At 44.5% G+C, this 24,895-nt stretch carries 20 protein-coding genes; 6 read left to right on the forward strand and 14 right to left on the reverse strand.

Going from position 1 to position 24,895, the window contains the following annotated elements:
- Nucleotides 1-461: 461 nt before the first annotated feature.
- Nucleotides 462-878, forward strand: a complete 417-nt coding sequence (locus U4956_RS06185; protein ID WP_323089678.1) for a PaaI family thioesterase — start codon at nt 462-464, stop codon at nt 876-878.
- 93 nt (nt 879-971) lie between these two features.
- On the opposite strand, the gene U4956_RS06190 is transcribed toward U4956_RS06185, so the two are convergent.
- Nucleotides 972-1,334, reverse strand: coding sequence for a hypothetical protein (locus U4956_RS06190; RefSeq protein WP_323089679.1), 363 nt, complete (start codon nt 1,332-1,334; stop codon nt 972-974).
- A gap of 612 nt (nt 1,335-1,946) precedes the next feature.
- On the opposite strand from U4956_RS06190, the gene U4956_RS06195 reads away from it, so the two are divergent.
- Entirely contained in the window at nt 1,947-4,250 is a 2,304-nt protein-coding gene (locus tag U4956_RS06195) for a hypothetical protein (protein ID WP_323089680.1), read from the forward strand.
- Between the two features lie 268 nt (nt 4,251-4,518).
- Here U4956_RS06195 and U4956_RS06200 read toward each other — a convergent pair whose 3' ends face one another.
- The 4 genes from U4956_RS06200 to U4956_RS06215 form a co-directional block, all read right to left on the reverse strand.
- Nucleotides 4,519-5,370, reverse strand: a complete 852-nt coding sequence (locus U4956_RS06200) for a YgjP-like metallopeptidase domain-containing protein (RefSeq protein WP_323089681.1) — start codon at nt 5,368-5,370, stop codon at nt 4,519-4,521.
- 1,029 nt (nt 5,371-6,399) lie between these two features.
- Entirely contained in the window at nt 6,400-7,773 is a 1,374-nt protein-coding gene (locus U4956_RS06205) for an IS4 family transposase (RefSeq protein WP_323089682.1), read from the reverse strand.
- A 545-nt stretch (nt 7,774-8,318) separates the two neighbouring features.
- On the reverse strand, nt 8,319-8,687 hold the full coding sequence (locus U4956_RS06210) for a BlaI/MecI/CopY family transcriptional regulator (protein ID WP_323089683.1): 369 nt from the start codon (nt 8,685-8,687) through the stop codon (nt 8,319-8,321).
- A 130-nt stretch (nt 8,688-8,817) separates the two neighbouring features.
- Nucleotides 8,818-9,639, reverse strand: coding sequence for an AIM24 family protein (locus U4956_RS06215; protein ID WP_323089684.1), 822 nt, complete (start codon nt 9,637-9,639; stop codon nt 8,818-8,820).
- A 405-nt stretch (nt 9,640-10,044) separates the two neighbouring features.
- Between U4956_RS06215 and nrdG the strand changes: the two genes are divergently transcribed.
- The 4 genes from nrdG to U4956_RS06235 all read left to right on the forward strand — a co-directional run bounded on the left by nrdG (nt 10,045) and on the right by U4956_RS06235 (nt 11,781).
- Nucleotides 10,045-10,590 carry an anaerobic ribonucleoside-triphosphate reductase activating protein gene (gene nrdG / locus U4956_RS06220; RefSeq protein WP_323089685.1) on the forward strand — a complete coding sequence of 182 codons (546 nt, stop codon included), beginning with the start codon at nt 10,045-10,047 and terminating at the stop codon, nt 10,588-10,590.
- Nucleotides 10,591-10,636: 46 nt separating this feature from the next.
- Nucleotides 10,637-10,960 carry a hypothetical protein gene (locus U4956_RS06225; RefSeq protein ID WP_323089686.1) on the forward strand — a complete coding sequence of 108 codons (324 nt, stop codon included), beginning with the start codon at nt 10,637-10,639 and terminating at the stop codon, nt 10,958-10,960.
- 399 nt (nt 10,961-11,359) lie between these two features.
- Nucleotides 11,360-11,620, forward strand: coding sequence for an AbrB/MazE/SpoVT family DNA-binding domain-containing protein (locus U4956_RS06230; RefSeq protein ID WP_323089687.1), 261 nt, complete (start codon nt 11,360-11,362; stop codon nt 11,618-11,620).
- The gene (locus tag U4956_RS06235) at nt 11,617-11,781 is read left to right on the forward strand and encodes a hypothetical protein (RefSeq protein ID WP_323089688.1); all 165 of its coding nucleotides are present in this window, start codon (nt 11,617-11,619) and stop codon (nt 11,779-11,781) included. Before U4956_RS06230 ends, U4956_RS06235 begins: the two co-directional genes overlap by 4 nt.
- Nucleotides 11,782-12,947: 1,166 nt before the next feature.
- On the opposite strand, the gene U4956_RS06240 is transcribed toward U4956_RS06235, so the two are convergent.
- The 9 genes from U4956_RS06240 to U4956_RS06275 all read right to left on the reverse strand — a co-directional run bounded on the left by U4956_RS06240 (nt 12,948) and on the right by U4956_RS06275 (nt 24,877).
- Nucleotides 12,948-13,871 carry an IS3 family transposase gene (locus tag U4956_RS06240; RefSeq protein WP_323091464.1) on the reverse strand — a complete coding sequence of 308 codons (924 nt, stop codon included), beginning with the start codon at nt 13,869-13,871 and terminating at the stop codon, nt 12,948-12,950.
- Nucleotides 13,872-13,888: 17 nt separating this feature from the next.
- Nucleotides 13,889-14,188 (reverse strand): hypothetical protein, encoded by a 300-nt coding sequence (locus tag U4956_RS06245; protein WP_323089689.1) that lies wholly within the window; start codon nt 14,186-14,188, stop codon nt 13,889-13,891.
- Nucleotides 14,189-14,252: 64 nt separating this feature from the next.
- Nucleotides 14,253-14,303 (reverse strand): Hok/Gef family protein, encoded by a 51-nt coding sequence (locus tag U4956_RS14400; RefSeq protein ID WP_416347419.1) that lies wholly within the window; start codon nt 14,301-14,303, stop codon nt 14,253-14,255.
- Nucleotides 14,284-14,757 carry a retron system putative HNH endonuclease gene (locus U4956_RS06250; RefSeq protein WP_323089690.1) on the reverse strand — a complete coding sequence of 158 codons (474 nt, stop codon included), beginning with the start codon at nt 14,755-14,757 and terminating at the stop codon, nt 14,284-14,286. Before U4956_RS06250 ends, U4956_RS14400 begins: the two co-directional genes overlap by 20 nt.
- On the reverse strand, nt 14,735-16,015 hold the full coding sequence (locus U4956_RS06255; protein WP_323089691.1) for an AAA family ATPase: 1,281 nt from the start codon (nt 16,013-16,015) through the stop codon (nt 14,735-14,737). The genes U4956_RS06250 and U4956_RS06255 overlap by 23 nt, the downstream gene beginning before the upstream one ends.
- A 600-nt stretch (nt 16,016-16,615) precedes the next feature.
- The gene (locus U4956_RS06260; protein WP_323089692.1) at nt 16,616-19,972 is read right to left on the reverse strand and encodes a heavy metal translocating P-type ATPase; all 3,357 of its coding nucleotides are present in this window, start codon (nt 19,970-19,972) and stop codon (nt 16,616-16,618) included.
- A 575-nt stretch (nt 19,973-20,547) separates the two neighbouring features.
- Entirely contained in the window at nt 20,548-22,455 is a 1,908-nt protein-coding gene (locus tag U4956_RS06265) for an extracellular solute-binding protein (RefSeq protein WP_323089694.1), read from the reverse strand.
- Nucleotides 22,452-23,291 (reverse strand): ABC transporter permease, encoded by an 840-nt coding sequence (locus U4956_RS06270; RefSeq protein ID WP_323089695.1) that lies wholly within the window; start codon nt 23,289-23,291, stop codon nt 22,452-22,454. The genes U4956_RS06265 and U4956_RS06270 overlap by 4 nt, the downstream gene beginning before the upstream one ends.
- Nucleotides 23,288-24,877, reverse strand: coding sequence for an ABC transporter ATP-binding protein (locus U4956_RS06275; protein ID WP_323089696.1), 1,590 nt, complete (start codon nt 24,875-24,877; stop codon nt 23,288-23,290). Before U4956_RS06275 ends, U4956_RS06270 begins: the two co-directional genes overlap by 4 nt.
- Nucleotides 24,878-24,895 lie beyond the last annotated feature (18 nt).

The following is a 24,895-nucleotide window of genomic DNA, read 5'->3' on the forward strand; positions in this document are numbered from 1 at the left end:
CTCAATCTCTTCAGTAGTTTTCCTTTGTCATTCTAACAGAGATTTCTCTCGCTAGTTTACCGGAAAAGGAAGCCGATTTCGTATCCTGGACAAAAATCACATGAATTTTTATCGGAGCAGGTAATTTGTTGCCTGCAAAAACAAGTTTGGAAGAAAACGCCAAGTTTTAGGGCATCTTTTTTATTCTGTTTCTTTACCTGATTTAATTTCCTGCCTCAACCTCTTCCTTATTTTTATTTCTCTCCATTCCCTTCTCCATCCTCTGTCCTTTTTGGTTTTTACATTCACGCTCAGAAAGTTCAGTCTACAGTCAAAGTCCGGTCAGATAAACAGCTCGAAAAAGGTCAAACTGCATCCATTTTCAGTCATCGCACAGTCAGAAATCTGTTAAAGTTTTCGAATCGGCATAAACTGTAGCCAGCATGAAATTTAGAAATTAGAAAGCAGGATTGTCATCGACTATGGAAGAACGTTTTGCTTACATCAAAGATCGCCTCAATCAGAAAAACCGCTTTTTGAGATCTGCCAGGCTGCGGATTGCGGATATTGAACAGGATCACGTCATCGTCAAACTGGATGCCGGTCCCGATGAACTCAACATCTACGGCATGGTTCACGGCGGCGTCTATTTCACACTGGCGGATACCGCTGCAGGTGTGTGCGCACTGACCAATGGTGAAGATGTGGTGACCCTCGATTCCTCCATGAACTTTGTCCATGCCGGAAAACCAGGAACGCTGACCGCCCACGCCCGAACAGTGCATGGCGGAAAAACAACTGGCGTCTATCAGGTGGAAATCTTTGATGAGGACAATGTTCTTCTGGCCACCGCCCTCTTTACGATGTACTTCTTTCGCCACAGCAAGCCCCACGCCTGATCATTGGGACCTGCAAAGAAAAGGACTGGGAATCCCAGTCCTTTTCTTTATGTAGAATAGCCGCCTGAACTACAGGTCAGCTTCCTTGCTCAGTTATTTCAGCGGCTGTATTGGGGTTTCAAACAAATCTTCGTCCAGCAGGCTTTCTTCTTTTGCCTGGTCAGCCAGTTTCTTGAACTCTTCTGCTTTTGCGCAGGCATCTTCTGCTTCCAAAGCAGGTTTGCCTTCTGCCTTATCCAGTTTGGCTTCATCTTTTTGCAGCTCATGTTCATTGCGCTCTAAGACATGCTCTTCATGATCCAGCTCGACTTTGCGGATTTCTTTTTCAACGAAATTTGTTCCTGGATTGTCTGTGTGTTCTTCGATCAGTTCTTTTTCTGTTTCAATTTCATTTTTATGATGGTCGATTTCGGCCTGGAGTTCACTTTCGTGAAGTTCATGGAAAATTTCTGACATCTTTGATCCTCTTTCTTGAATCGGGATGACCGCTGGATTCTGGATTCAGCTTCAATCCAAAATCCGGCAGCTCCACATTCTTAAATCTCGAATGACTCTGTCTTTATTATGAAAGAAGTCCGAAATCAGAAGTCAGCACATGCTCAAAGATCACCATCTTCCTTTTTTGCTTCCTTCTCTGTTCTTTTCGTTGTTCTCTTCTCTTTTCCAGTGTAGAAAAAACGTAAAACCAGTGAAAATTGAACAACAATCTTTCCAAATCCAGTTTCATCGACCCACATCAAATCCATACCCAAAGCACAATCAAGTCATGATTTGATCTCATCCTGTCTTACAAAGCTTGAAAATTAATCACGTTCTTTTAAAATGATTTTCGAGGATCATCGAAGTGCTTTTTACAAATCAACCTTACTTACAGAGTATTTCGCCTTTTCCGCTTTCATGCCAGACAATTTTTGGGCATGCAGCTTGTCCTTCGGCATTTTAAGCGAAATTGACATCCTTCCCACTAAAATCTAAGATAGATTTGATTCACTTTAATTGTTCTGAAATAAACTGAAGTCGTAGATTTCAGTTTGCTGATTTCAGAGCATCAGAAAGGATATTAACCACATGAAACTTGCAAAGAAATTCCTCTCGGTTGCAGCTGTACTGGCGATGGGGACTTGCGTATATACGGTTCCGGTTTTTGCGGAAGACCAAGCCTCGAATGTTCAACCTACCCCTGTAGAAGAAGAAACTGGAGACGGTAATATTAACCAAAATCCTGGTTCTGGCAATGGTAACGGTAACGGTGGCTCTGAGAACCCTGGTTCTGGTAACGATAACGGTAGCTCTGAGAACCCTGGTTCTGGTAACGATAACGGTAGCCCTGAGAACCCTGATTCTGGCAATGGTAACGATGGCTCTGAGAATGAGGAGCCGCCCACTATCGACCTTAAAAATTATGTCACTTACGGCACCACCTCAATTACCTATAAGAACAATCAAGTTAGAGTAGAAATGATCATTAAAAATGAATTACCTGCTGATCTGATTTACGAAGTAACTTGGCCTAGCGGAACTAGAAAACTATTACAACCTTCCATCTCCTTTAACGGTACTCCTATTACTAATTTTGATACAAAAAACCTTACTTATTCAGAAGAAACAGCAACTATCGAAGAAGAAACAGCAACTCCTGATTCGGAAATCGATGAGTTCTTTTTCGAAAATGAGACTGAATCGGTAAAAACACGTAAAGGAATTCGTATCACAATTGGAAAAGATGACCTTACTCCAAAAAGTGAGAAAGACAATAATCTAGTTCTGACTTACAATCTTGAAAGTAGCGATAATTCGTCTACTCAGCCATTTGAATTAAGTTCCAAACTTTATCTTGCTGGTCATGTCAAAGAGGGTGAAACAGAAGTAGTTAACAAGGACATCACTGTTAATGCGATTGGAGAGTATGAATACAATTCCTACTATGACGGAGCCGCCAATACCCTCACTCTTAATATGACAGTTCCAGAAGCAGTCTATACTGGTAATGATGACTTATCTATGATGATTGGAACTCTGGTTGGAGTTCTTCCAAATAGCGATATTTTACAAGGCATTCAAAGCTTAAAAATTGGTAAGAAAACATTCACAGACGAAGCCTCCATCAAGAAATTTACCCAAACAAGTCTTGATGATTCTCCTCTTCTGGAAGATTTAGATCTGTCCTCTCTTATTCCTAAAGCTACGCTTCTGAAAATCACCTCCGATCAGATTGCGGAAAACATGAATAAGGACAATGACACAATCACAATTGTATTCAAAACAGGAGAAGTTCCTTCTAACGCTACAGTCTGTGCCTACTCTTGGACAAGTAGCCTTCGTGGTAAAGAAGCCTATACATCTCCTATCAAAAACTACACTATTACTGGCGTTTACAATGCAGACTTAAATACTTGGACAGTAGGCGTTCAGCCTTCAAGCACTGTGGTAGCAGACTCCCAAAAGAAAACAGTTATTACAATTACCTCTAATCCAAATGTGATGACTAAACTGGATAGTCTGGTTATTGGTACTACAGAAGTTCTCAACGATACAACCGGTGAATCCACTGACAAGACCACTCAATCTTCTGAAGATTCTTCTACAGCTTCTTCCGAAAACTCTACTCAGCCGTCTTCTTCCAATGAAGCTGGTGAAACTTTTACAGCCGATCTTAAAAAGATTTCCAACGGTTATGCGATCACCGTGTCCAATGCTAATCTGCAAGATCTCAAAAGCAGTGACTGGATCAAAGCCCAGTTTTCCGTTGAAGAGAACTTTGATACTTCCAAGATGGAAGTAACCGCTGAAAGCGGTGATTACAAATCTGGAACTTATGAAAAAGAAATCAAAGCAGAAATTGGTGATACCAACAATGCGACTTTCAAAGGTTCTCATGATTACGACAGCTCCAAACAGACTTGGACGGTCAACCTGGCAATGACTGGCAGACCAGACAAACTGGATCTGACATTCACCCAGACTGAAGGTACTGCTCTTGGCAAACCCACCTCCATTACTGTGGATGGCAAAGCCGTATCTCCAACTGTCAATACGAAGATGTCTGGTTCAACGATGAGTGAATGCACCGTTGACTTCCGTAAAGAAGATCTCGATCTGATCAAGGCTGACTCTAAAGTTACGCTTGTCTTCCCGATCGATGGTTCCAAAGAACAGTCGGAACGAATCTTAATGAACGTTGATCTTGGATCCTCCAGCAAGGATTTAAGTGCGAAGTTCACAGTTAAGAAATCGTCCACTCCTTCTTCTTCCAGCAATGTAAACACTGCAACCGAAACGAACATGAACACCATCATCATCGTCATGGTTGTTGCTCTGGCAGCCTTTGCGATCTTCGGTGTTCTAGCATTCAAAAAGAAGAAAACAAAATAAACAGGCCATAAGTCGCAAATTTGAAGCCGGTTTTCAAAAGCTGGATCTCAGGCAGATCCGGCTTTTTGTTTGCCAATGTGTTTAAAAATATGAGATATGTCAGCTATTGTCGATTTTGGCATTGAAAGTCTTGCCTAGTTATCCTGAAAGTTAACCCGTAAAAAAAGCCTCAAGTCCGAATGCAGCATCTGCATTAGACTTGAGGCTTTTTGTTAATAACATATAGATTCAAGAATGGATCGAGATCTGGTTTGATCGGCCTGATCAATCAAATCTCAAATTCAGAGGCCCAACGGCGCCAGTCAGGCATTGCCTTATCCATATATTCTTCATGAAGTTTCTGGTTTCCAAGGTCAATCAGCCGACACAAGGCGCTGGCTGCGCAATATTCAACACATCCTTCAGGGAACTGGGACAGAGTCGGGTTGATGGAAATCATGCCGGTTTCCAGGTCAACCGAAGTCGGTGTTGGCAGATATTCGACCAGCTGGATTGTTGGCATCTTCTCTGGCAATTCTTCAAAGCGGGTGAGGTAGTAGTTGAGGTAACTCTCAAAGACAACCTGGGTTCGAGCTTCCAGCTCCTTTGTAATGGCTTTGACCATTTCAATAATTTCTCCGCCATCTTCCGGAACTGTAATCACACATTCCCGATTCTCGAAATCGACCCGATAGTAAGGCTTATACCACTCCCCAACTTTGTAGTGCAGGGGATAAAGCTGTCCAAAAAACAGGACACCATCAGAATCATCCATCGTTTTGAGCACCCACATGCTCAGCAGGCGGTCGTTGGCAATTCTGGCCTGCTCATAAACCGCTTCAATCTGAGGCCGTAAAGTTTCAACGGCCTGGTCAGTCTGCTCAAGATCAAAATCTTCTGGAACTGTAATATGAATGGACAGATCGGCACGCGCTTCAATGGACAAGTTCACTTCCTTAAACATGGAGCGGTGAATAAAGAGTTCAATGGGCTGACCATGGATCTTAAAGGGCTTCATATAAACTTCAGCAGCGCTCTGGTCTGTCAGAAATTCATCTTTCAAACCATGATCATCCGCCAGATCGTCATCGAAGATATCATCTACATCTATTTCGTACTGTTCTATGTCTTTTTTAGTCATAATTTAATCAATCTTTAGTGTTTTATCACATATTGAAGGTTGTTTTCAAAACATTATTTCTGGTCTTTCAGATAATTGTTTTCTGTTCGCGGATGGCCAGTTATAATATAGACCTCAGCGTCTGACCACTGGAAACAGACCATTTAAATGGCAATGAAAACCCACAATTTTCATTGCCATCTGATCCCTTCCAGAGTGCTGAGAGCGTCCTTCCCCTCTTGGAGACGCTGACCGTGAGGCCTTGAGCAATCCAGCTGGGAACGGAGAACTCACCAGGCCCTGGTCATTGGTCGTACCTATTTTCCTGAATCCAGGCGTGTACTCTGCCCTGCTTTTCGATTGTCGCCAACAAGGCGGTTCGAAAAAGCAGTTGGCCTGCGGTTCAGGAATTTTTCATTCTGTGGCAGTCACTGGCTACACTTGGCTGGAATAGATCGATATCTGAGACAGATTTCCTGTCCCAAAGATACATAGGCGTACAGTGTACCCAAACTTATGTCAGAATTCAAAAACAATTCTCAATTTATGCAAATGATAGAATGAAACAGTCTGTATTCAGAGAATGTTAGAGCTTACAGGATAGTATTTCTTCATCAAATTTATATCTGTATTTCCTTAATCAGATTATATTCAATCTTATATTCGATTCATCTCCGAATTCCGTCTTCTTTTGCGCGTGCTTGTTCCGTTCTGTTTTCGGCTTATTTTCAGATTCCTTCTACACTGATCCTTTTTCAAACCAGAAGATAGTTCCACTATTGGATCCACGTCTTTCAAGCCGGACCAAAAACCAATGTCATTTAGCTAGAAAAATATGACTTTAAACTTTGTCTCAAAATTGAAGACAAAGTGAATGATCGAGACTGAATCCGGTCCTCATCCATTCATATGCACCAAATAAGCACAAAATATATTGATTAATCTGGATGTATTCGTCCAAATAGGTGCACTAAAAACAACTCTTTGATAAGAGCTGCTTTTAAGAAATTAACAAGCACATAACATTCATTAAATGCGCGTATAACGCACTTATCGGTAAGTGAACCATATCAAACGATTGGGATGGAGATTTCGTTTGAAGCTCCTCTCTGGTCGAACAGGTAGTTTTTCTCTGAGCAGCTCCTCAGTCAGAGCCTGAAACTCCGCTTTTGTAATTTGACGAATCGTTCGATTCTTCGTCCACTTCGGGGTGAACGTGTTCCTGATAGCCCGTATCGCCTTAGTTGTATTGATTTGGTATTCATAAGTTGTCTGATTCTCTTCTTTATTATCTGATTGAGATGATTCAAGAACACACTTTTTGATCTCGGAAACCAGATTGTAGAAGATAAGGGATGAATAAATCTCCTGAATGATGTATTCTGCTTTTATCGAGTGGATACGTTTCATTCCTATTCCATATTTAAGCCAGGAGAAACTCTGCTCGATTCGCCACCTTAGGTGGTAAATAAATCCAAGAGCCTCCGGAGGAAATTCTGCTTCATCCAGATTGGTAATCAGTCCTTCCCAGACGTTGTCGCCAATCTCGATAGCTACCACCCTGCAGTCAAAATCAATAAATTCAGATTCTGGATCAATCTGTCTCATTGATTTTTTGACCAGGTATTTCATCTGGGGGTTTTCTTTTTCTCTTTTTCTTTGGTGGTGGGTAAGAATGCGGCTGATCTGCTGGTCTTCTGTATGGTCAAGCTCTGTATAAGTCAGGCAGCTATACTCTCGTTCTTTCATACGTATGAGGTATTTGTGCCCTAAGGATTCAATAAGCTTACATAATGGGTAAGAGAAATACCCTCTGTCCATGACAAAGAGAAATGTCTCGCCAGGATAAGCTTCATGAATCTCCTTGACCATTTTCATAGCAGCGCCCCGTTCGTCTTTGGACCTCTGGTCTTGAGTGACGATGGCTAAAAATTTGTCATTAAGTACGTCATAGGCTGCGTTAACGTGAATACCGGCCCGGATAATGTTTTCCTTGTTCTTGGTATAAATGATGTAGTCAGGTTCATCTTCATTTGGCGCAACAGGTTCATTGGTTCCGTCAAAAGCGATTACCCTGTGTTCTTTATATTTTTTATCCATGGAATAAAGTGCCAATGTGGTTTTGTGCAGTGCTGAAAATACGCTGACTGGAGTTTTGGTTTTTGTCTGAACAAGTGCTGAAGCAGATGGTCTTACACTGCCCATGCCGAAATAGTTCATGGACAAATCAGAGAGTGTTGCCCCATTCCCGATAATGGATGTATTCAGGAAATGGAATAAGTTTATTTTTGATGATCGATAATGACTGCGTGAGAAAGCTCCTGTTTCAGAAGCAAGAATCTTCTCCTGTTTGTAGGCAAATTCCTCAAGGGATTTCATGAATTTTTGATAAATCGCGGACGGCGAAGTAACTTTAGTTGCCATATTTTCCTCCTTATAAAGTTATGTTTTCAACGTGATAAGGATTAAATTAGATAATTATGAAGTTATTGTCAAAGTTAATTTTCGTTAAACCAGAAAACATAAAATCCACCATCTGTACACGGATGGTGGACAAAAACTAAGCTAAATGACATTGGACCAAAAACTTTAAATCATTCCATTCTGTCAAAAATAGAATGTCCTGCAATAGGCGACTCTACATTCTCTTTTAAAAAGTCCATTTTTTTAAAAAGCCTGTTCTTTGGATTGGAACGATTCCATTCATTCCAGTCGATGCAATCCAGAAAGAATCGTATGCTTCTGCTTTCCTGGATTGGTTACAAAAGAGAGTTCTTTCAAAAAAGCCAATTCAAAAGAAGTTCAAAACAAACTCAACAGGAAACAGCTGCGAGATTCCTGGTCTGACAGATCTGGAACGCTGGCTGGCCAAAAGCAGGCAACGAAAAAAGACTGATCCCCACCGATCAGCCTTTTTCCGTATTGTAAATTGTTAGTTGTGTTCGCTTCTCTCTCGAAGCGAGTGACACTTAGCATCCAAGTTCTTTACGTTTTTCCTGGATCAGTGTGTCTAGATCATTGAGCGTTTGGCAGTCATCCAGCGACTTGATGAAACTCTTCGTGATTTCTAGTGATGTAGAACGAGCCAGGCTTTCTCCCATGTACTCTGTCTGGGAAATAATTGGCCGGAAAGTTCTAGTCAGTGCGTTTTTGTGATATCCAAATCCAGCAACTTCGATAAAGCCGATTGTCTGAAGTTTTTTCAGAACGATCTGAATCGTATTGCGGCTCAGGTCTGGTGAAGCTGTCAGGATGTCAAACGCGGAGAGTGGCTGGTCACTCTTCCATAAAACGTTCATGATCTGGGTTTCTCGTTTTGTGAGGCCGGTCTCTTTCATCGTACTCTTTTGTCCCCCTTGTAAAAATCGAATTCCTGTTGCAATAAATATTCCGCCTCTATTATTCTAGTTAGAAACTGGCAAATCGACAACAGATTGCCCCAAATGATGTATCGAAAAGTCCGGAGTTTTAGGAGTTTGATGGATTATCTGTACTTTTTTCCACTTCCTTGGTACCAAATGACAAATAAGGCGCCAATAAAATCTTGCCAGTTCCCCTGAAAGTGTTCACAAAGCCTTCACCCGAAAGCGCTGTGGAGACCATGGTCTTTCCCGAATTTTCAACGGTAAATTCCAAAGAGCTTGACCAGGCAATGGCAAAATTGCCATCCACTTTGAGCACATCATCTTCCAGTTCAATGAGAACAAGTGTCTCTTTCGGACAAGGAACTCGCAAAGCCGCAAAGCCCTGGCCCTTGAGCGCCATGGAAAACAGGCCCTCATTGCCAAGCGCCGTGGATGAGACATTGCTTCGCATGACAGTAGATTGCTGAACATCGGCACTGCAGGCCAGAAAAAGCCCCTTTTCAATGACAATGCCTTCCTGCCAGTCCTGCAGATTCACCAGCATGATGTCTTCATCAACCGGTTCCAGAACCAGCGTTCCACTGCCAGAATATTTCGGCGCAATGCAGCTCTGGCCGGTGGTCTTGCCGCGGATCTGCTTGCCAAGATAGCCAAACAGACCATTGGCATCACTGACCATCTTGCACTCGCCAGCCATCCACTGCATCATCCCGGCTGCAACCAGGACAGCGGACTGATTGAGCTGGCAGATCAGCTGTCGTTTACGATCCATCAGCAGGCCCGCATAGTAGGACTCCATCATCGCCCCGGGGCGGTTTTCGAGGTTTGGAGCCAGGTTTCTCAGGTGGGTGATCACCGTAAATGGGCCGAGTTCAGCACTGACTTCAACGTTGTCACTGCTTTTCAGGTTATAAATCCGATACATTCTTACCCTCACTTTCTTTTGAGTATATTTGAGAATTCACGTTGTGTTTCATTTTTTTGGATTCTGGATGCAAATCGGCAGCGTTTTTTAACTTATATCTGCTTTTTTCGAATTCATTAAACACCAGCCGCGTTTTTTTGGGTCGTCCTGAATTGAAAAGAAGCCCTCCAGCAGGAGCTTTCTTCCAGTCGGACGCTTCGGTCAAGCCGAATCCTTTCTATCTTAACCCAATCTTTATAAGATTGTTCAAGAATCCGTTTTCTTATTGTTCCTTCTCTTCGATTCTTCCCATTGGATTGAAGAGGCCGCAAACCTGACAGCGCTTTTTTGGACAATCCGGATTGCTTTCCGGCCTCTTTGTGCCTATGATGGCAATATTGCGAACAGAAAGGAAGAAAACTCATTATGAATTATGGACAGATAAAGAAATTTGATATTGCTGATGGCAATGGAGTGCGTGTCTCCCTGTTCGTCTCTGGCTGCTCCAACCACTGTCATGGATGCTTCCAGCCTGAAACCTGGGACTTCAACTATGGACAGCCTTATACGAAAGAAACCGAAAAAGAAATTTTCGAGGCTTTACGCCCTGCTTTTATTGAAGGACTGACCATTCTTGGCGGCGATCCTTTTGAAATTGCCAACCAGAGTGAAGTTGCAAACTTAGTTTCCATGGTCCGTCGCGAACTTCCAAATAAAGATATCTGGATGTACACCGGCTATATTCTGGATCAGGATCTGCTGGATGGCGGTCGAATGCACACCCCCTATACCGACACCATTTTAGAAAATATTGACGTTCTGGTCGATGGGCCATTCGTAGAATCCTTAAAAGATCTTTCTTTAAAATTCTGCGGTTCCAGCAACCAACGCCTGATCAATGTTCCTGCTTCTTTAGAAAAACAGGAAGTTGTTCTTTTCAATCCAGACTTTTTCAAATCTGACGACGAGTAGTGCTGACATCAGCGACTTTCCCTGCCGATGAAATGAGGTGCAGTCAATGATCCGTGACTTTAATGTCAGAGAGTTCAGAATCGTCCGCCACGGAATGGATGATGCTCGTGAACTCTTAGAGATGGGCGAACCGAAAAGCGCGCTGGCGGCCTTGAGAGAGCCTAAAAAGATTCTGGAAAGGAAGATTAACAACATCAGAATCCTGGCCATTCTGCTCATTGAGGAGGCCGAAATTCTTATTGCGCTGCGTCGCTTTTCCAAAGCAGAAGCCGATCTGGATCGGGCATTGGAAGTTCTGGACGCTATTGATGACCATGAATCCACAATCCGCGAAAAGATTGCTGATTTGTATAACCGTCTGAAAGACTGACGATCTATTTATTCCTGTCGATCTGCAATCCAGCATAGAACCCCTCCAGTTGAGCGGCCGACATTTCTTTGCCAGCATAGAGGAGTTTCTCCATCTCAATCTTAAACTTCGAAACGCCTCAGCCAATTTTTGGTTCTCTGAAAAAAGTGGCAGGTAGCTCTGCCCCGAGACCTTGCGGGAATTTATCGCAGAGGCGAAACAGCTCCGCTCCCCAATCCATGCAGTATATCCTCGATAGATATGAAAAACTCAATAGCAGAAAGTAAGCGGTCACGGTGCTGACCGCTTTATTTGTAATTTTTTGCGTACTCCTTGCATAAATCCCTCAAAGCGGATTTGCTATAAGTAAGAAAGTTAGAATTTACTATTTTCAAACCTCAAAGCAAAGGAGATGATCGTATGCTGGCCGAATTACGTCAAAAATCCCAGATCACAATTCCAAAGGAAATCATCGTTAAACTCGGTCTGTCCGAAGGCGATAAACTGGACATCTTCGAGAAGGACGGTTTCATCTGCATTATGCCGGTGGTTGTCTACCCCAAAAAATATTTAAGCAAACTTAAAGAAGAAATTGGGGAGATAAAAGCAAAAATCGCATCCGGAGAGCAGCCTGTCTTTGACAGCGTGGACGCCATGTTTGACAAATTGGAGGCAGAATGACGGCGTATGAGTTTACCTTTACGCCTCGTTTTCAAAAGCACTTTAAGGATCTGACCGCACAGAAGAAGAAGCAGCTTAAAAACAAGCTAAAGCTTCTGGCCGAAAATCCTTCCCATCCATCGCTGCGCACCAAACGCATCCAGGGAACCACGACATATTAAAGCAGTTTTAAGCAACAGGGGGGGACGCTCTGACAGTGTGCCGCCTTTTGCTGCCTTTCTTTTGTCTGGAAGGCTTTTTTTCTACTAGCTGACAATGGTCAGTGCTTATTGGGCTGGCTGCAGCATCTCTTTAGCAAGCAGATCCTGCCCGTAGTTCAGACGATTCCAGACCGCATTGGTGTCCCGGTCGGCTCCAGCTCAACCTTAAATATCGAAACGCCTTGACCAATTTTTCCCAAATTCAGAAAATCAGCCAAGACATTTTTCTTTTCGATTAATCAAGTTGGTGTCAACCGTGGCTCTTATGCAAACAATGTGTTTAGTTATCATCACTATTATCGACGGCAGCAATTGCCGCTAAGCCCGATAACCCAAAATGCGATAGGCAAACTCATCTCGAATTAGGTATTGTTATTGAATCAACAATATGAATGATGCAAGCTTATTCATTCGCCAGGATTATTAGTTTTAAAAACCACATTTGCGTAAGATCCTCAACAGTTCCTGCTCATCGCTATAGAATTCATTTTTTGAAGAGTGCATCAAAGACCGGAAAGGTCAGCTCAAAGATTTCTTACTTCTTTTAAATGCTGTCTGATCAGAGGACATCCGAATCAAAATATCCCTTTTCATAAAGCCATTCGAGCATATCCGAAAATAAACGAGCTTTTCCGTCTTGACTTTCAATATGTTCCCGGAAGATATATTCTTTTCCATCTTCACCACACTCATATAGTGCCTTTGCTGTTTCAGTACAATCTGTGATCAATGGTCCTATGTCAAGATTTAGTACAACTAAAATAGAGGTTTCTTATCAGTAGAAGCCCTAACTATTTTTTTCTGCGGCTTTCCTTTAGCCTTATTTGTTCGTTTTCCGTTTCGCCTATCGGCGACCAGCCTCTGCGGCTGGACCGCAGCTCGCTCCGGTGAGGTGTGTGGGACTTTCACTCGTCGCTTGCTCGATGACCATCGTCGCACATTCGGTCTACGGCTGAAAAGGGCCGCTGTCGCTTAAACCCTTGTCAGCCTACGACCGCCTGTGCACTCAGGTCTTCCATCGAGCGAAGCGACGGTGAAAGTCTTTCAAGCTATCTATGATGCCGTATGACAGCTCACGTTCTTGAGCGGCTGCGCCTTTCGAGAACTGGATCCTGGCAACGCGGCTATCATCCTCCACTATCCGTTTTTTCTGCGGATGCAGTTTTCTGTTTTTCATTTGTAAGTGGTTGTGCATTAGAACTTGCCTTCATCTGCTCAAAGGTGTTTGGAGACAGGTAATTGCAGTGGCTATGAATTCGTACCGGGTTATAGAAACTCTCGATATACTGATCGCATAAGCGATAGACCTGCCAGTAATTTTCCAGCTCAAATCGGTTAAGCCACTCTCTTTTGATTAGAGAATGGAAGGATTCAATGCAGGCATTATCGTAAGGGTACCCTTTTTTGGAGTAGCTGCGAATCATATCGGAAGTCAGATTCTGATAGTGGCTGCAGGTAAAATGGATACCCTGGTCTGTATGCAATACAATTGGCCGATCGGATTTTCGCCTGATTTTAGCCGTTTCCAGCGCTTCCAGAACATCTTCAGCCTCCATGGTTCTGGATAACTTCCAGGCAATAATCTTTCTTGAAAAGAGGTCCATGATACAGGTTAAATAGACAAACCCTTCCTGTCGGGTGTGAATATAGGTAATATCAGTACACCAGACCGCATTTGGTTGATCAGGATTGAACTTTTGCTTCAGAATGTTTCTGAGCTTTTGATCCGTTCCTGGGATAATTGAAGGCCGCTGTGGCTTTTTTATCCATTGTGCCCGGATACCCATCTCTTTCATATAGGTACCGACGGTTCGATCTGTAATCGTGTAGCCTTGCCTGCGTAGAAGAACTCCAATCTTCGGGGCACCGTAATTTTGGTGACTCTGATCATATATTTTTTGTATTTGTTTTTTCACATCTTCTTTACGTATCGCCTGATTACTGGGTTTTCGATTGAGGCAGGCATAATAACCAGATCTGGAGAGGCCGAGTAGTTTAAGCACTCTGGCCACGGAGAAGTCTTCTCCTTTTTCGCTTTCTTCGTGTACCAGGCTATAGAGCGTGGAGTTTAATTTCCCAGAATGCTTATAGCTTTTTTTAAGATCTTTAGCGCCTCAAGAGCATCTTTGAGTTCCCTTTGGAGACGGGCATTTTCCTTTTCAACTGGATTGGTATAATGACCAGATCCAATAAATTCCGGTTCACCATCCTCTGAGCGTTTGGCCCGTGTCTTGAATCGACTCAAAGTGCTCAGCCCAATTCCAAGGTTGTCTGCGCATTCTTTCATCGTCAGATCGGGATGGTCTTTAACATATTGAAGAGCGTCTCTTCGCTGCTCTTCAGTAATTTGTTTCCGTTTGTTTGCCATAGAAATACTCTCCTGTTCGTTTCGAATTGTAACTCTATGACATAGAACCGGTTAGGAATAAACTCTATTCGGTTTGTCCACTAATTATTCTAACTTCACAAAGTAAATCGACTATTTTTTAGATTGGATTCATTCAAATTTAAGAGTTCTATCGTTTTTTGAGCTCGCTCATTCTCTCCGAATATATTTCCAGAGCTATCCCAGGAAAAATTGCTTTCACAGTCTTCTTCTAACGGAGATACATAGTTTACCGTTATTGATTTTCTATCTTTATATTTTCCGCAAGTTGTCAATGAGTTACAGGAGGCAACAATATTCTGATATCTCATAGATTCCTCTGGATAATCTGTTCGAGATTTTAAATGTTCATTGTGAGATGATCCATCTTTAATCTCTCTGGAACAATAGCAGCATAATCCACCTTGCTCTTCAATCAATGAAGAATGGAGTATTTGCCGGGCTTCCTTGCCATGTTTTATTCTGTCCAGTTCTCTGTATTGAATTCCAGGATTCTTTTTTATCAACTTTTCCCACTCTTCTGGTGGCTTACTTTTTATGATTCTTTTCATAGATAATTTTTTCCCGTCGAATTAAGCCAGTTAGATGAATCACCTGACTATAATTATTCCCAACAACCTCTTTAATTTTACCCAAGATCTTCTCAGCTTCATCGAACTGATTTTTATGAACAGAATTTTCAACCTGTTGAACCAGTTTACTAAATTCTGGATTAACAGAATCCGTGTTCATAAATTCGCGAAGAATATAATCTGAACTGAATCCATCGAGTCTGTTGATCTTTTCAGGCTGAACTTCAAAATCTGTATCAACAGACAATAGATATATATTAAAATCGTCGCTGACTTCTCCGAGAACCTGAGGAGAATGGGTTGTGATTAAGAACTGAATATTCGGAAATGTCTTTTTTAAAACAGGAAGAATCATTCGCTGCCAGGTTGGATGCATATGAAGTTCAATTTCATCAATGAGTACGATTCCTCTTCCTTCAAGCGGATTGCTGCGCTTCTGGTTAGCCAGAGCCATTCTTCGCGCTAAATCTCCAATAAGGGCAATCGTACATTTCTCTCCATCCGAAAGCTGGTCAACACTAAACTCTTCCCCGCCTTTTGTTACAACCATTCTTAGAGGCTGTCGGCGAACATGTAAGTTGCTAAAATCAGGCAGCATATTTTCAATAGCTGTCCTGACGCATTCCAATGATTTATCGCGATGGTTTAAATCGCCGTATTCCCTGATCAATTCAGCTTCATAGTCTTCTTGATTCCGAAACCATTCAAAGAACGTCCGAAAGTCAAGTTCATTCTCAATTGCTCTTTGAAGAGCAGTCCATTTATCAAATTCATGTTTATTTCTGATTCTTAATGGAATATCCAATACAGATCGATTTGTGCCATAGTTGACAAAAATGGGTATATCCTGATCTTCTTCGTCATACAAATCAAGATATCCATCGATGAATTTGTCATACATCTTTTTATTTGATTCAACGACTGCATTTTTTCCTGGTTTCTTTTTGGTGTATCCTTTTTTTAAAGTGAAGTACTGATTATTCAGAAGAAAGTCTCCCTGGATACTCATTTTATCTGAACCAAAATGAACCAAATCTTCATTTAACGATTTAAAAGCCGTTCCTTGTGCTGGGTTCATTCGATTCAACCAGCCCCAGCTAAGGAAACAGACCGCATTTAAAACAGAAGATTTTCCTGTTCCATTTTCCCCAAAAAACACACAGGATTTACCATCAATATTCAAGTCAAGATGGGTAAAGCTTTTAAAGTTTTCAAGTATTAAGCGCTGAATTTTCATAAAAATCACCATATCACTATATTTAAAGCAATCCTAATCTTCTATAGATAGATTCCGCTCAATTGGAACCTATCTAGCCGCCATTTATTTTAACCTGGATCTGGCGTAAACTTTTCCGATTTAAGGCCTGTGAACAGCAGAGAAGAAAAACAGGAATCGCGACTGCAGCTTCTGAGGCCAATTCACTTTTCTACCTTTGATCCAATCAAGCTGAATACTTCTTCTCTTTCTTCAGCTTAATGATATTCAAATCATTAGAAATTACAATCTCATCCATTCTCTTGGCATACAAAGACTACATCCACTTTTTATCATTCATAATCAACGAAATAACCTAAGGAACTGCAAAGAAACAAAATCCCATCCCCTCAGTCGTTTTATTGGGGATTAATATCAAGAAATTCCTAATCTCATTTCTCTGAACAGCAATTCTTTTCATAAAACCATAGGGGACAAGCGAAGCCGATTCATCTTCACTTTAAAAGAAATGCTTTATCCTTCCAGATTGATACGACAAAACCGATGCAGCAAAAAGCCGATGAGTGAATGGATTTTCCATCCAGATTCATCTCATCGGCTTTTCAGGATTCTGAATCGATTTTAGTCAATAGCAGTAACTGCATAACCAGCATCGGTTACAGCATGAGCTAATGCTTTGGCATCCAGATCTTTTCCCTCGACAGTTGCAGTGCCATTAGCCAGATCAACTTTGACGGAGTCAACACCGGCAACAGATGCAAGGGCTTTTTCAACGCGGGCCTGGCAGTGCGCGCAGGACATTCCAGCAATTTCCAGAGTCATGGTTTGGTCTCCTCCTTTCTGTTCTTCGTGGTTCATTTCAAATAAAGCTTTCTCAATTGAAGCCAGCTCGACAGCAGACTGCCCGCAGACTTCAAGGGTATGTTTTTCAAGGTCGACCCAGATCCAGGAAATGGATGGTTTTTTCATGCTTTCAACCAGCTTGCGCCATTTTTCAATATCGGCCTTGCAAAGATCCGCATTGAGATTGAGTATCTGACACTGATCGCCGACTTCAACTTCATAGCCGGCATCATCAATGGCTTTTACAAACGCCTCTTTGGCAATCGGCTTCACGCTTTCCACATAGGCGGTTCCCGGATGCAGGACCACTTTGATACAGGTCACGCCATCCAGACCTTTCAAAGCCTGCAAGACATGATTGACGCAATGCATGCAGCTCATGCCATTGACATTAAACATCGTAATGGCCTTGGCTGGTTCAAGAGCCTGGGCAAAGTAAGAAGCACTTTCAGCCGGGGCATCCTGAGCGGTTTGGCTGCTGGAACCCGTGCCGGCTGGAGCATTGAGATCTGCCGGGTTTGGAACCGGGTTGGATTGGGAATAGAGAATCAATGGCTTTTTCTTGAGACCGGCAGGAATTGGTTCTTGCTGAGACTCTTTGATCGGTTTGACAGCCTGGCCGCGTTTGGGTTCAGCAGCCGGGTTGAGATGCGGGGCATCCGTCCGACGGCTGGTGTATGGCTCAGACTGATTCTGATCCAAAGCCTGACTGGCAGCCGCTGCCTCTTTCTGGTCCGGATCTTTCAGGCTTTCAAAGGTGACCTGGGCAGCCTGAGCGGCACTGTCTGTGACTTCAGCCTTGGCCGGCTTGAAGAAGCGCAGGCGTAAGGCGTTCAGGCAGACAGTAATGGACGAGAACGACATGGCAGCCGATCCAAACATTGGGTTGAGCAGCCAGCCAAAGAACGGATAGTACAGGCCAGCAGCAAGAGGAATTCCCAGAATGTTGTAGAAGAAGGCCCAGAACAGGTTTTCTTTAATATTGCGGATGGTCGCTTTGGAAAGCGAAATCGCAGTGACGACGTCCATCAGGTTGTTTTTCATCAGGACAATATCAGCAGCATCAATGGCAATATCGGTACCGGCACCAATCGCAATGCCGACATCGGCACGCATCAGGGCTGGCGCATCGTTGATGCCATCGCCAACCATAACCGTCTTGCGGCCTTCCTTTTGCAGTTGGCGGACCACAGATTCCTTATCCGCGGGCAGAACGTCCGCAATGACATCCGATAAATCCAGTTTCGAGGCAATGGCCTGCGCCGTCTGGGCATTGTCACCAGTTAACATAATGACTTCAATGCCTTCCTTGCGAAGCATGCTGATGGCCTGGCGCGAGGTTTCACGGACCTCATCTGCGACACTGATCAGACCGGTCAGTTTACCATTGATCGCAAAGTAAAGGGGTGTACCGCCAGCTTTGGCTGCCTTCTGGGCCCGCTGGGTGATGTAGGCGCTGATGCCAATGCCCTGTTCTTTCATGAAAGCAGGGTTGCCGGCCGTAATGGTCAGGCCATCTACATCGGCCTTCAGCCCACGGCCGCCAAAGGCTTCAAAATTCGAAACCGGAAGCAGCTGAAGATCTAAAACCTTTGCTTCTTCCAGAATGGCTTTGGCCAATGGATGTTCAGATCCGGATTCAGCCGAAGCGGCTAATCGCAGGAATTCTTTTTCGTTTAAAGCGGAGTTAAAGAGCGTAATCGAAGCAACCGCGGGTTTGCCTTTGGTGATGGTGCCAGTCTTGTCGAGAACAACCGTATTGATCTTCGCCAGCTCTTCCAGAGCGGAAGCCGATTTGACCAGAATTCCATTCTGGGCGGCTTTACCCGTTGCCACCATAATGGCAAGCGGGGTGGCCAGGCCCAGCGCACATGGGCAGGAAATAACCAGGACCGAAATCGCGCAGTTCAGCGCAAAGCCAAAACTCTGGCCGGCAATCAGCCAGCCGATCAGGGTCAGGGCTGCAAGAACCAGGACCGTTGGAACAAACACCGCCGAGACCCGGTCTGCCAGTCTGGCAATCGGCGCTTTGGAGTTGCCGGCTTCATCCACCAGCGAAATGATCTGCGAAAGAGTTGTATCATTGCCGACTTTGGTGGCGCGGAAAATAAAGGAACCATTCAGGTTGGTCGTTGCGGACATGACTTCATCGCCCGCTTTTTTATCGACTGGAATCGACTCACCGGTTAAGGCCGCCTGATCGACTGTACCGCTGCCAGAAACAACAACCCCATCGACGGGAATGGTCGCTCCCGGAACAATTTTAATTAACGTACCCGTCTGGACAGCATCCACTGGCGTCTGGGCAAATTCTCCATCCGCCTGCTGGACAAGAGCTGTTTTTGGAGCGAGCTTGACCAGCTTGGCCAGCGCATCGCCAGTTTTGGTTTTGGAGCGGGCTTCCAGATATTTACCTAAGGAAACCAGCGTAACGATCATGGCGGCTCCTTCAAAATAGAGAGCATCCATGGCCGAGTGAATCATCTGATGGTCCATGATGCCATAGCCATAGGCCATTTTCAGCAGTCCATAGAAACCATAGACAAAGGAGACAGAAGAACCCAAAGCAACCAGCGTGTCCATGTTCGGATTGCCATGGAACAGCGTCTTAAAGCCATGCGTGAAAAAATCCCGCTGGATAAACAGAATAATTGTGGCTAAAAACAGCTGAATAATACCATCGACCATCATCCAGTCCATGGACATCAGAAAACTGAAGACACCCATCATCGGCAGCATTGAAAAACACATCAGAATGGCCAGCAGAATCAGCGAGCTGACCAGAACTTTCTTTTTATGTTTCATCTCGTCCTGCATCCGCTTCGAACGCATTTCGTAGTCATTGGCGGCTTCACTTTGGTTTGCGGCATTTTCAATGTTCGTGACCGGTGTTTTAAGCGCGGCATCATAGCCAGCCTGTTCAACCGCCTGAATGATCTTTGCCGCATTGACTTTGGCTGGATCGTATTCCACTTTCATGGATTCAGAAAGCAGCGATACGTCGGCTTCACTGACTCCCGGCAGTTTCGAAACTGCCCGTTCGACAGCAGCCTGGCAGGCTGCACAAGTCATCCCCATCACATTAAATGTCTGGGTTTCAGTATCCACATACGTTTCGACTGTCTGTTTTTCCATATCAACCTTCCTTTCCTATTTCATTCTTCTGAAGACTTTCATCCTTCTGAAGACGTTTTTTAACTTTTCAAAGACCTGATCTATCGCTTCAGGCCCCTCAAAAGGGTTCAGAAACCATAAGTTGGCTCAGGCTTACTTTCCATTATAGTCAACTTTGCAGGTTTTCGCTTTGGAGCGTTCTTCCTCATTTCTTTTGCCGGTCCGTCACTGGACGGCAATTACTGAACGACACCTTGCCACAACAAAAGCCAGCCATATGTCCGTCAGGAAAAAGAAAGAAAAAGAAGAGGAACTTTGCGATTCGATCATCCGGGATTGACCTCTTTTCTTCAATTCTTACGCCCAGTTCTTATCAGGCAGATTCTGCCCGTCTGCATAGAAAAAGCGAGATCTTTCTTCGTATCTTCAGAAGAAAGATCTCGCTGTTGTATTTTTCGTTTTATCGATCGTTTTTCTGGATTTTCCAAATTATCGATCGTTTTTCTGGATTTTCCAAAATTCCCAGAAAAGACATGCCGCCCATTTTTCGATGCCTAAAGTCTTTTTACAAAAAACCAGCCATCTTCAGGCTGCCATTAATTAGCGTTGGAGATGACCACTTTAATCCGGCTCCACAGATCGGCAATGATCTTACGAGCCTTGGCATTGTATTCGAAGACTTCATCGTTGGCATAGCCCGTGCGCGGGATATAAGAATCAATGCCCGCAAATTCGGTATTGGCCAGTTCTTCTTCCGCTTCTTTGTTGGTTGCGGTATAGCCGACATAGGAAGAGTTGAGCATCTGGGCTTCATAACCAGCCGCATAGTTGATAAAGGCATAGGCCAGTTCTGGATTTGGCGCACTCTTTGGAATACACATCGCATCAGTCCAGAGGTTGGTTCCTTCATTGGGCAGGAAGTAACCCATCTGGTCGTTTTCCTGAATGACATAGGTGGCATCCCCGGAATAGATCAGGCCGAGTGCCTTACGGGCATTGGCCATGTGGTCGATGATTTCATCAGTGACAATTTCCGGCTCCATCGTCGTACCGACTTGGGCCAGCCAGTCGTAAGCAGCCTGCAGCTCCTGTTCATTATCCGTGTTCATGGAATAGCCAAGATTTTTCAGGGCCGTCATGAACTGGTCACGCTCAGAGTCATACATGAAAATATCGCCTTTGTATTTTGGATCCTGGAAAACCGCCCAGCCTTCCCGTTCAAGATCTTCAAGCGGAACTTTTTCCTTATCGTAAACGATCCCCACAGTGCCCCAGAAATACGGAACGGAATACTGGTTGCCCGGATCATAGGCCAGATTGAGAACTTTGTCATCGAGCTGAACCAGAGCTTCATCGACTCTGGCCGGATCCAGTTTAGTCAGCAGATCTTCCTGAATCAGGCGCTGAATCATGTAGTCCGAAGGAATCAGCACATCAAAGGCTTCGCCGTTGGCAACCTTGATATACATCTGCTCATTGGAATCAAAGTTATCCACAATGACTTGCGCACCCGTCTGCTCTTCAAAGCCGGCAAGCATTTCATCAGAAATATACTCGCCCGGCAGATACAGATGCAGCGTCTGGCCGGCAAACGCCTGGCTGCCGCCATCGGGTCTGAAAAACACCAGAAGCAAAGCCATCGCCGCAATGATCGAACCGATGGTGATGTTGCGGGCTGAATGGTTGGTGGCTTTTGGCACGTAGTCTGGATCGGCTTCGCGCTTTCTGGCTATTTTCTGGCGGATGACGGGGACAATATTAACCAGAAGCAAAATCACAGTGATCAGTAAAACAAGCAGCGTGGAAATCGCGTTGATTGAGGGATTGACACGCTTGGCCATGGTGTACACCATGATCGACAGGTTCTTGACCCCTTTACCGGTCGCAAAATACGAAATGATAAAGTCATCAAAACTCATCGTAAAGGCAATCAGGGCTCCCGAAACAACGCCCGGCATGATTTCCGGGACGATGACTTTGGTCAGGGTCTGGAAAGGAGTCGCTCCAAGGTCCATCGCCGCATCGGCCAGGTTCGGATCGAGCTGACGGATTTTCGGGGTAACCGAAAGCATGACATACGGGATACAGAACGCAATATGAGCCAGAAGCAGCGTCATGAATCCCCGCTCGATATGGAACGTAATAAACAAAAGCATCAGGCCGATGGCGGTCACGATATCTGGATTCATCATTGGCAGATCGTTGATCTGGGTGACGTAAGCCTTGACCAGCTTGCGGGAATAATTGAGCCCGATGGCGGTCAGCGTCCCGATGATGGTTGAAATCAAAGTTGCAAGCACCGCAATGACAATGGTGACGTAAAGCGAGTCCATCATGTCATGGGAAGCAAACATCTGCGCATACCAGCGCATGGAAAAGCCGGTGAAACTGGTCAGTGATTTTGAGCTGTTAAACGAGAAAACCACCATGAAAACAATGGGCAGGTAGAAGAAGATGATCGTTAAAATCGTCATGATCATACCGACTGGACGTTTTTTCTTCATGCATTCTTCTCCTTCTGGCTGGCCTTGCGGTCAGCCTTGCGAACCAGGGACATCAGCAGCATCATGATCATGGCCATGATGACAGAAATTGCCGAACCGAAATTCCATTCGCCAACGGTAATGAACTGGTTTTCAATGACGTTACCAATCAAGAACCATCCGCCGCCGCCCAACAGTTTCGGGATAAAGAAAGCCGAAATAGCAGGCAAAAAGACCAGCGTAATTCCAGAAATAACGCCTGGAATCGACAAGGGGAAAATGACTCTCCAGAATGTCTGGAAAGGCGACGCCCCCAGATCACTGGCTGCTTCTTCCAGGGATGGATCCATCTTGGTCAGCGAAGAGTGAATCTGCAAAATCATGTAAGGCAGATAGTTGTAGACCATGCCAATCAGAACCGCTGCCTGGGTATAGAGGATTTCGGCATCCTTGATACCAAACCAGCCAAGCACAATTGAGAGCGGTCCGCCTTTGGACAGAATGCCAATCCAGGCATAGGTGCGCACCAGCATGTTGATCCACATCGGCAGCGTAATCGCCAGAACCATCAGATTCTGCGTCTTTTTCGAGCAGCGGCTGATCCAGTAGGCGATTGGATAGCCAAGCAGCAGACAGATGGCCGTGGTTTCGATCGCGATGGTCAGCGAGCGCCACAAAATCAATAAGAAGTCCGGATCCGTAAAGAAGCGGATGTAGTTATCTAAAGTAAAACGAAACGTCGTAACTTCGTTGCCAGGCTGAATGAGCGAGTAAAACACGATCAAAAGCATCGGCAATAAAAGCATGCCAGTTCCCCAGATCAGATATGGGATGGCAAGACGGCGCCAGGTCTTCATGAGATAAAGCCCTCTTTTTCCATGACATGGATATCTTCAGGTTTGAAGTCCAGACCGACTTCCACACCTTCTTTGACATTGGCCGTGGTGTGAACCTTGAATTCACGACCGGTTGTCCAGAATGTAATCGGGTAAATCCCGGTTTCGATATTTTCCGGATCAAAGTCATAAGTCACAGTCAGATTGACACTCTGATCTTCGTTATCGAGCTTCCAGCCCTGCGCGTTGGCCCAGGTCTTCAGATCGGTATCAAGCGCAATGGATTCCTCAATTTCGTCTTTGGATTTAAAGAAGTCAAATGCGGACACGCCTTCGTTTTTCTTCTGGTTGCGGACAACCTGCTGGTCGACCACCTGAATGGTCTTGGTAATCGACAGATTGTTCTGGGTTGTAAAGGTGATCGTATAGGTACCGATCTTGTCTTCAAGGTTGGTTTCCACTTTTTCGATCGACAGCTGTTCATCGGTTTCATCATTCCAGGCCTGGGCATCCGCACGGGCGATCAGATCTTTTTCCTCGATGCCTTCCATGTCTTCAACATCCAGATAGAAGCTGTTGCCGGAAATATGGATATGGCCGTCATCGACCTGGTTGGCGCTTTCTTCGGTGATATGCATATTGACCGTTACATGGGTGCCCGGAACCGTTTCGACGATGACTTCATTGAGCATGCCTTTAAATAACACACTTTCGACCGTTCCATTCAGTTTGCCCTGGTTGTAAGGAACCAGGTTGATATCTTCAGGGCGAATCACCACATCGACCGGTTCATTGGTTCTGAATCCCTTATCAATACATTCAAAGTCGGTTTCATCAAAGCGAACGAGTTCATCTTTGACCATGATGCCGGGAATAATATTGGATTCCCCAATAAAGCTGGCCACATAGGCGTTGGCCGGTTCATTGTAAATTTCGGTTGGGGAGCCGACCTGCTGAATTTCGCCCTCTTTCATGACGACGATCTTGTCGGACATGGTCAGCGCTTCTTCCTGGTCGTGGGTAACGAAAATAAAAGTAATGCCGACTTCCTGCTGAATCCGTTTCAGTTCGTACTGCATTTCCTTGCGCAGCTTTAAATCCAGCGCGCCAAGGGGTTCATCGAGCAGGAGCACATTGGGTTCATTGACCAGTGCGCGGGCAATGGCCACCCGCTGCTGCTGTCCGCCAGAAAGCTGGGTGATTTCTCGTTTTTCATAGCCCTCCAGACCAATCAGGCGAAGCATACGCATGACTTTCTGTTCAATGATGTCATCCGACACCTTCTTGAGTCGAAGACCGAACGCGATGTTTTCATACACGTTCATATTTGGAAACAGTGCATACTTCTGGAACACTGTATTCAACTCACGTTTGTAAGGGGGAAGTTTGGTAATGTCCTTACCGTCAACCAGAATTTCTCCTTCATCCTGGTCAAGAAAACCGCCCAGAATGCGAAGCAGGGTTGTCTTTCCGCATCCGGAAGGCCCAAGCAGAGTGACAAACTCGTTTTCATAAATGTCCAGATCAATTCCCTTCAGGATAATCTGGTCATCAAAGCTTTTCTGGACGTTTCGAAACTGAATCAGCTTCTTTTTTTCGTTTTCCATCCTCAATTCCTTTCCAGA

It is taken from the genome of Allobaculum sp. JKK-2023, assembly GCF_034745455.1.
GTDB lineage: Bacteria > Bacillota_I > Bacilli_A > Erysipelotrichales > Erysipelotrichaceae > Allobaculum.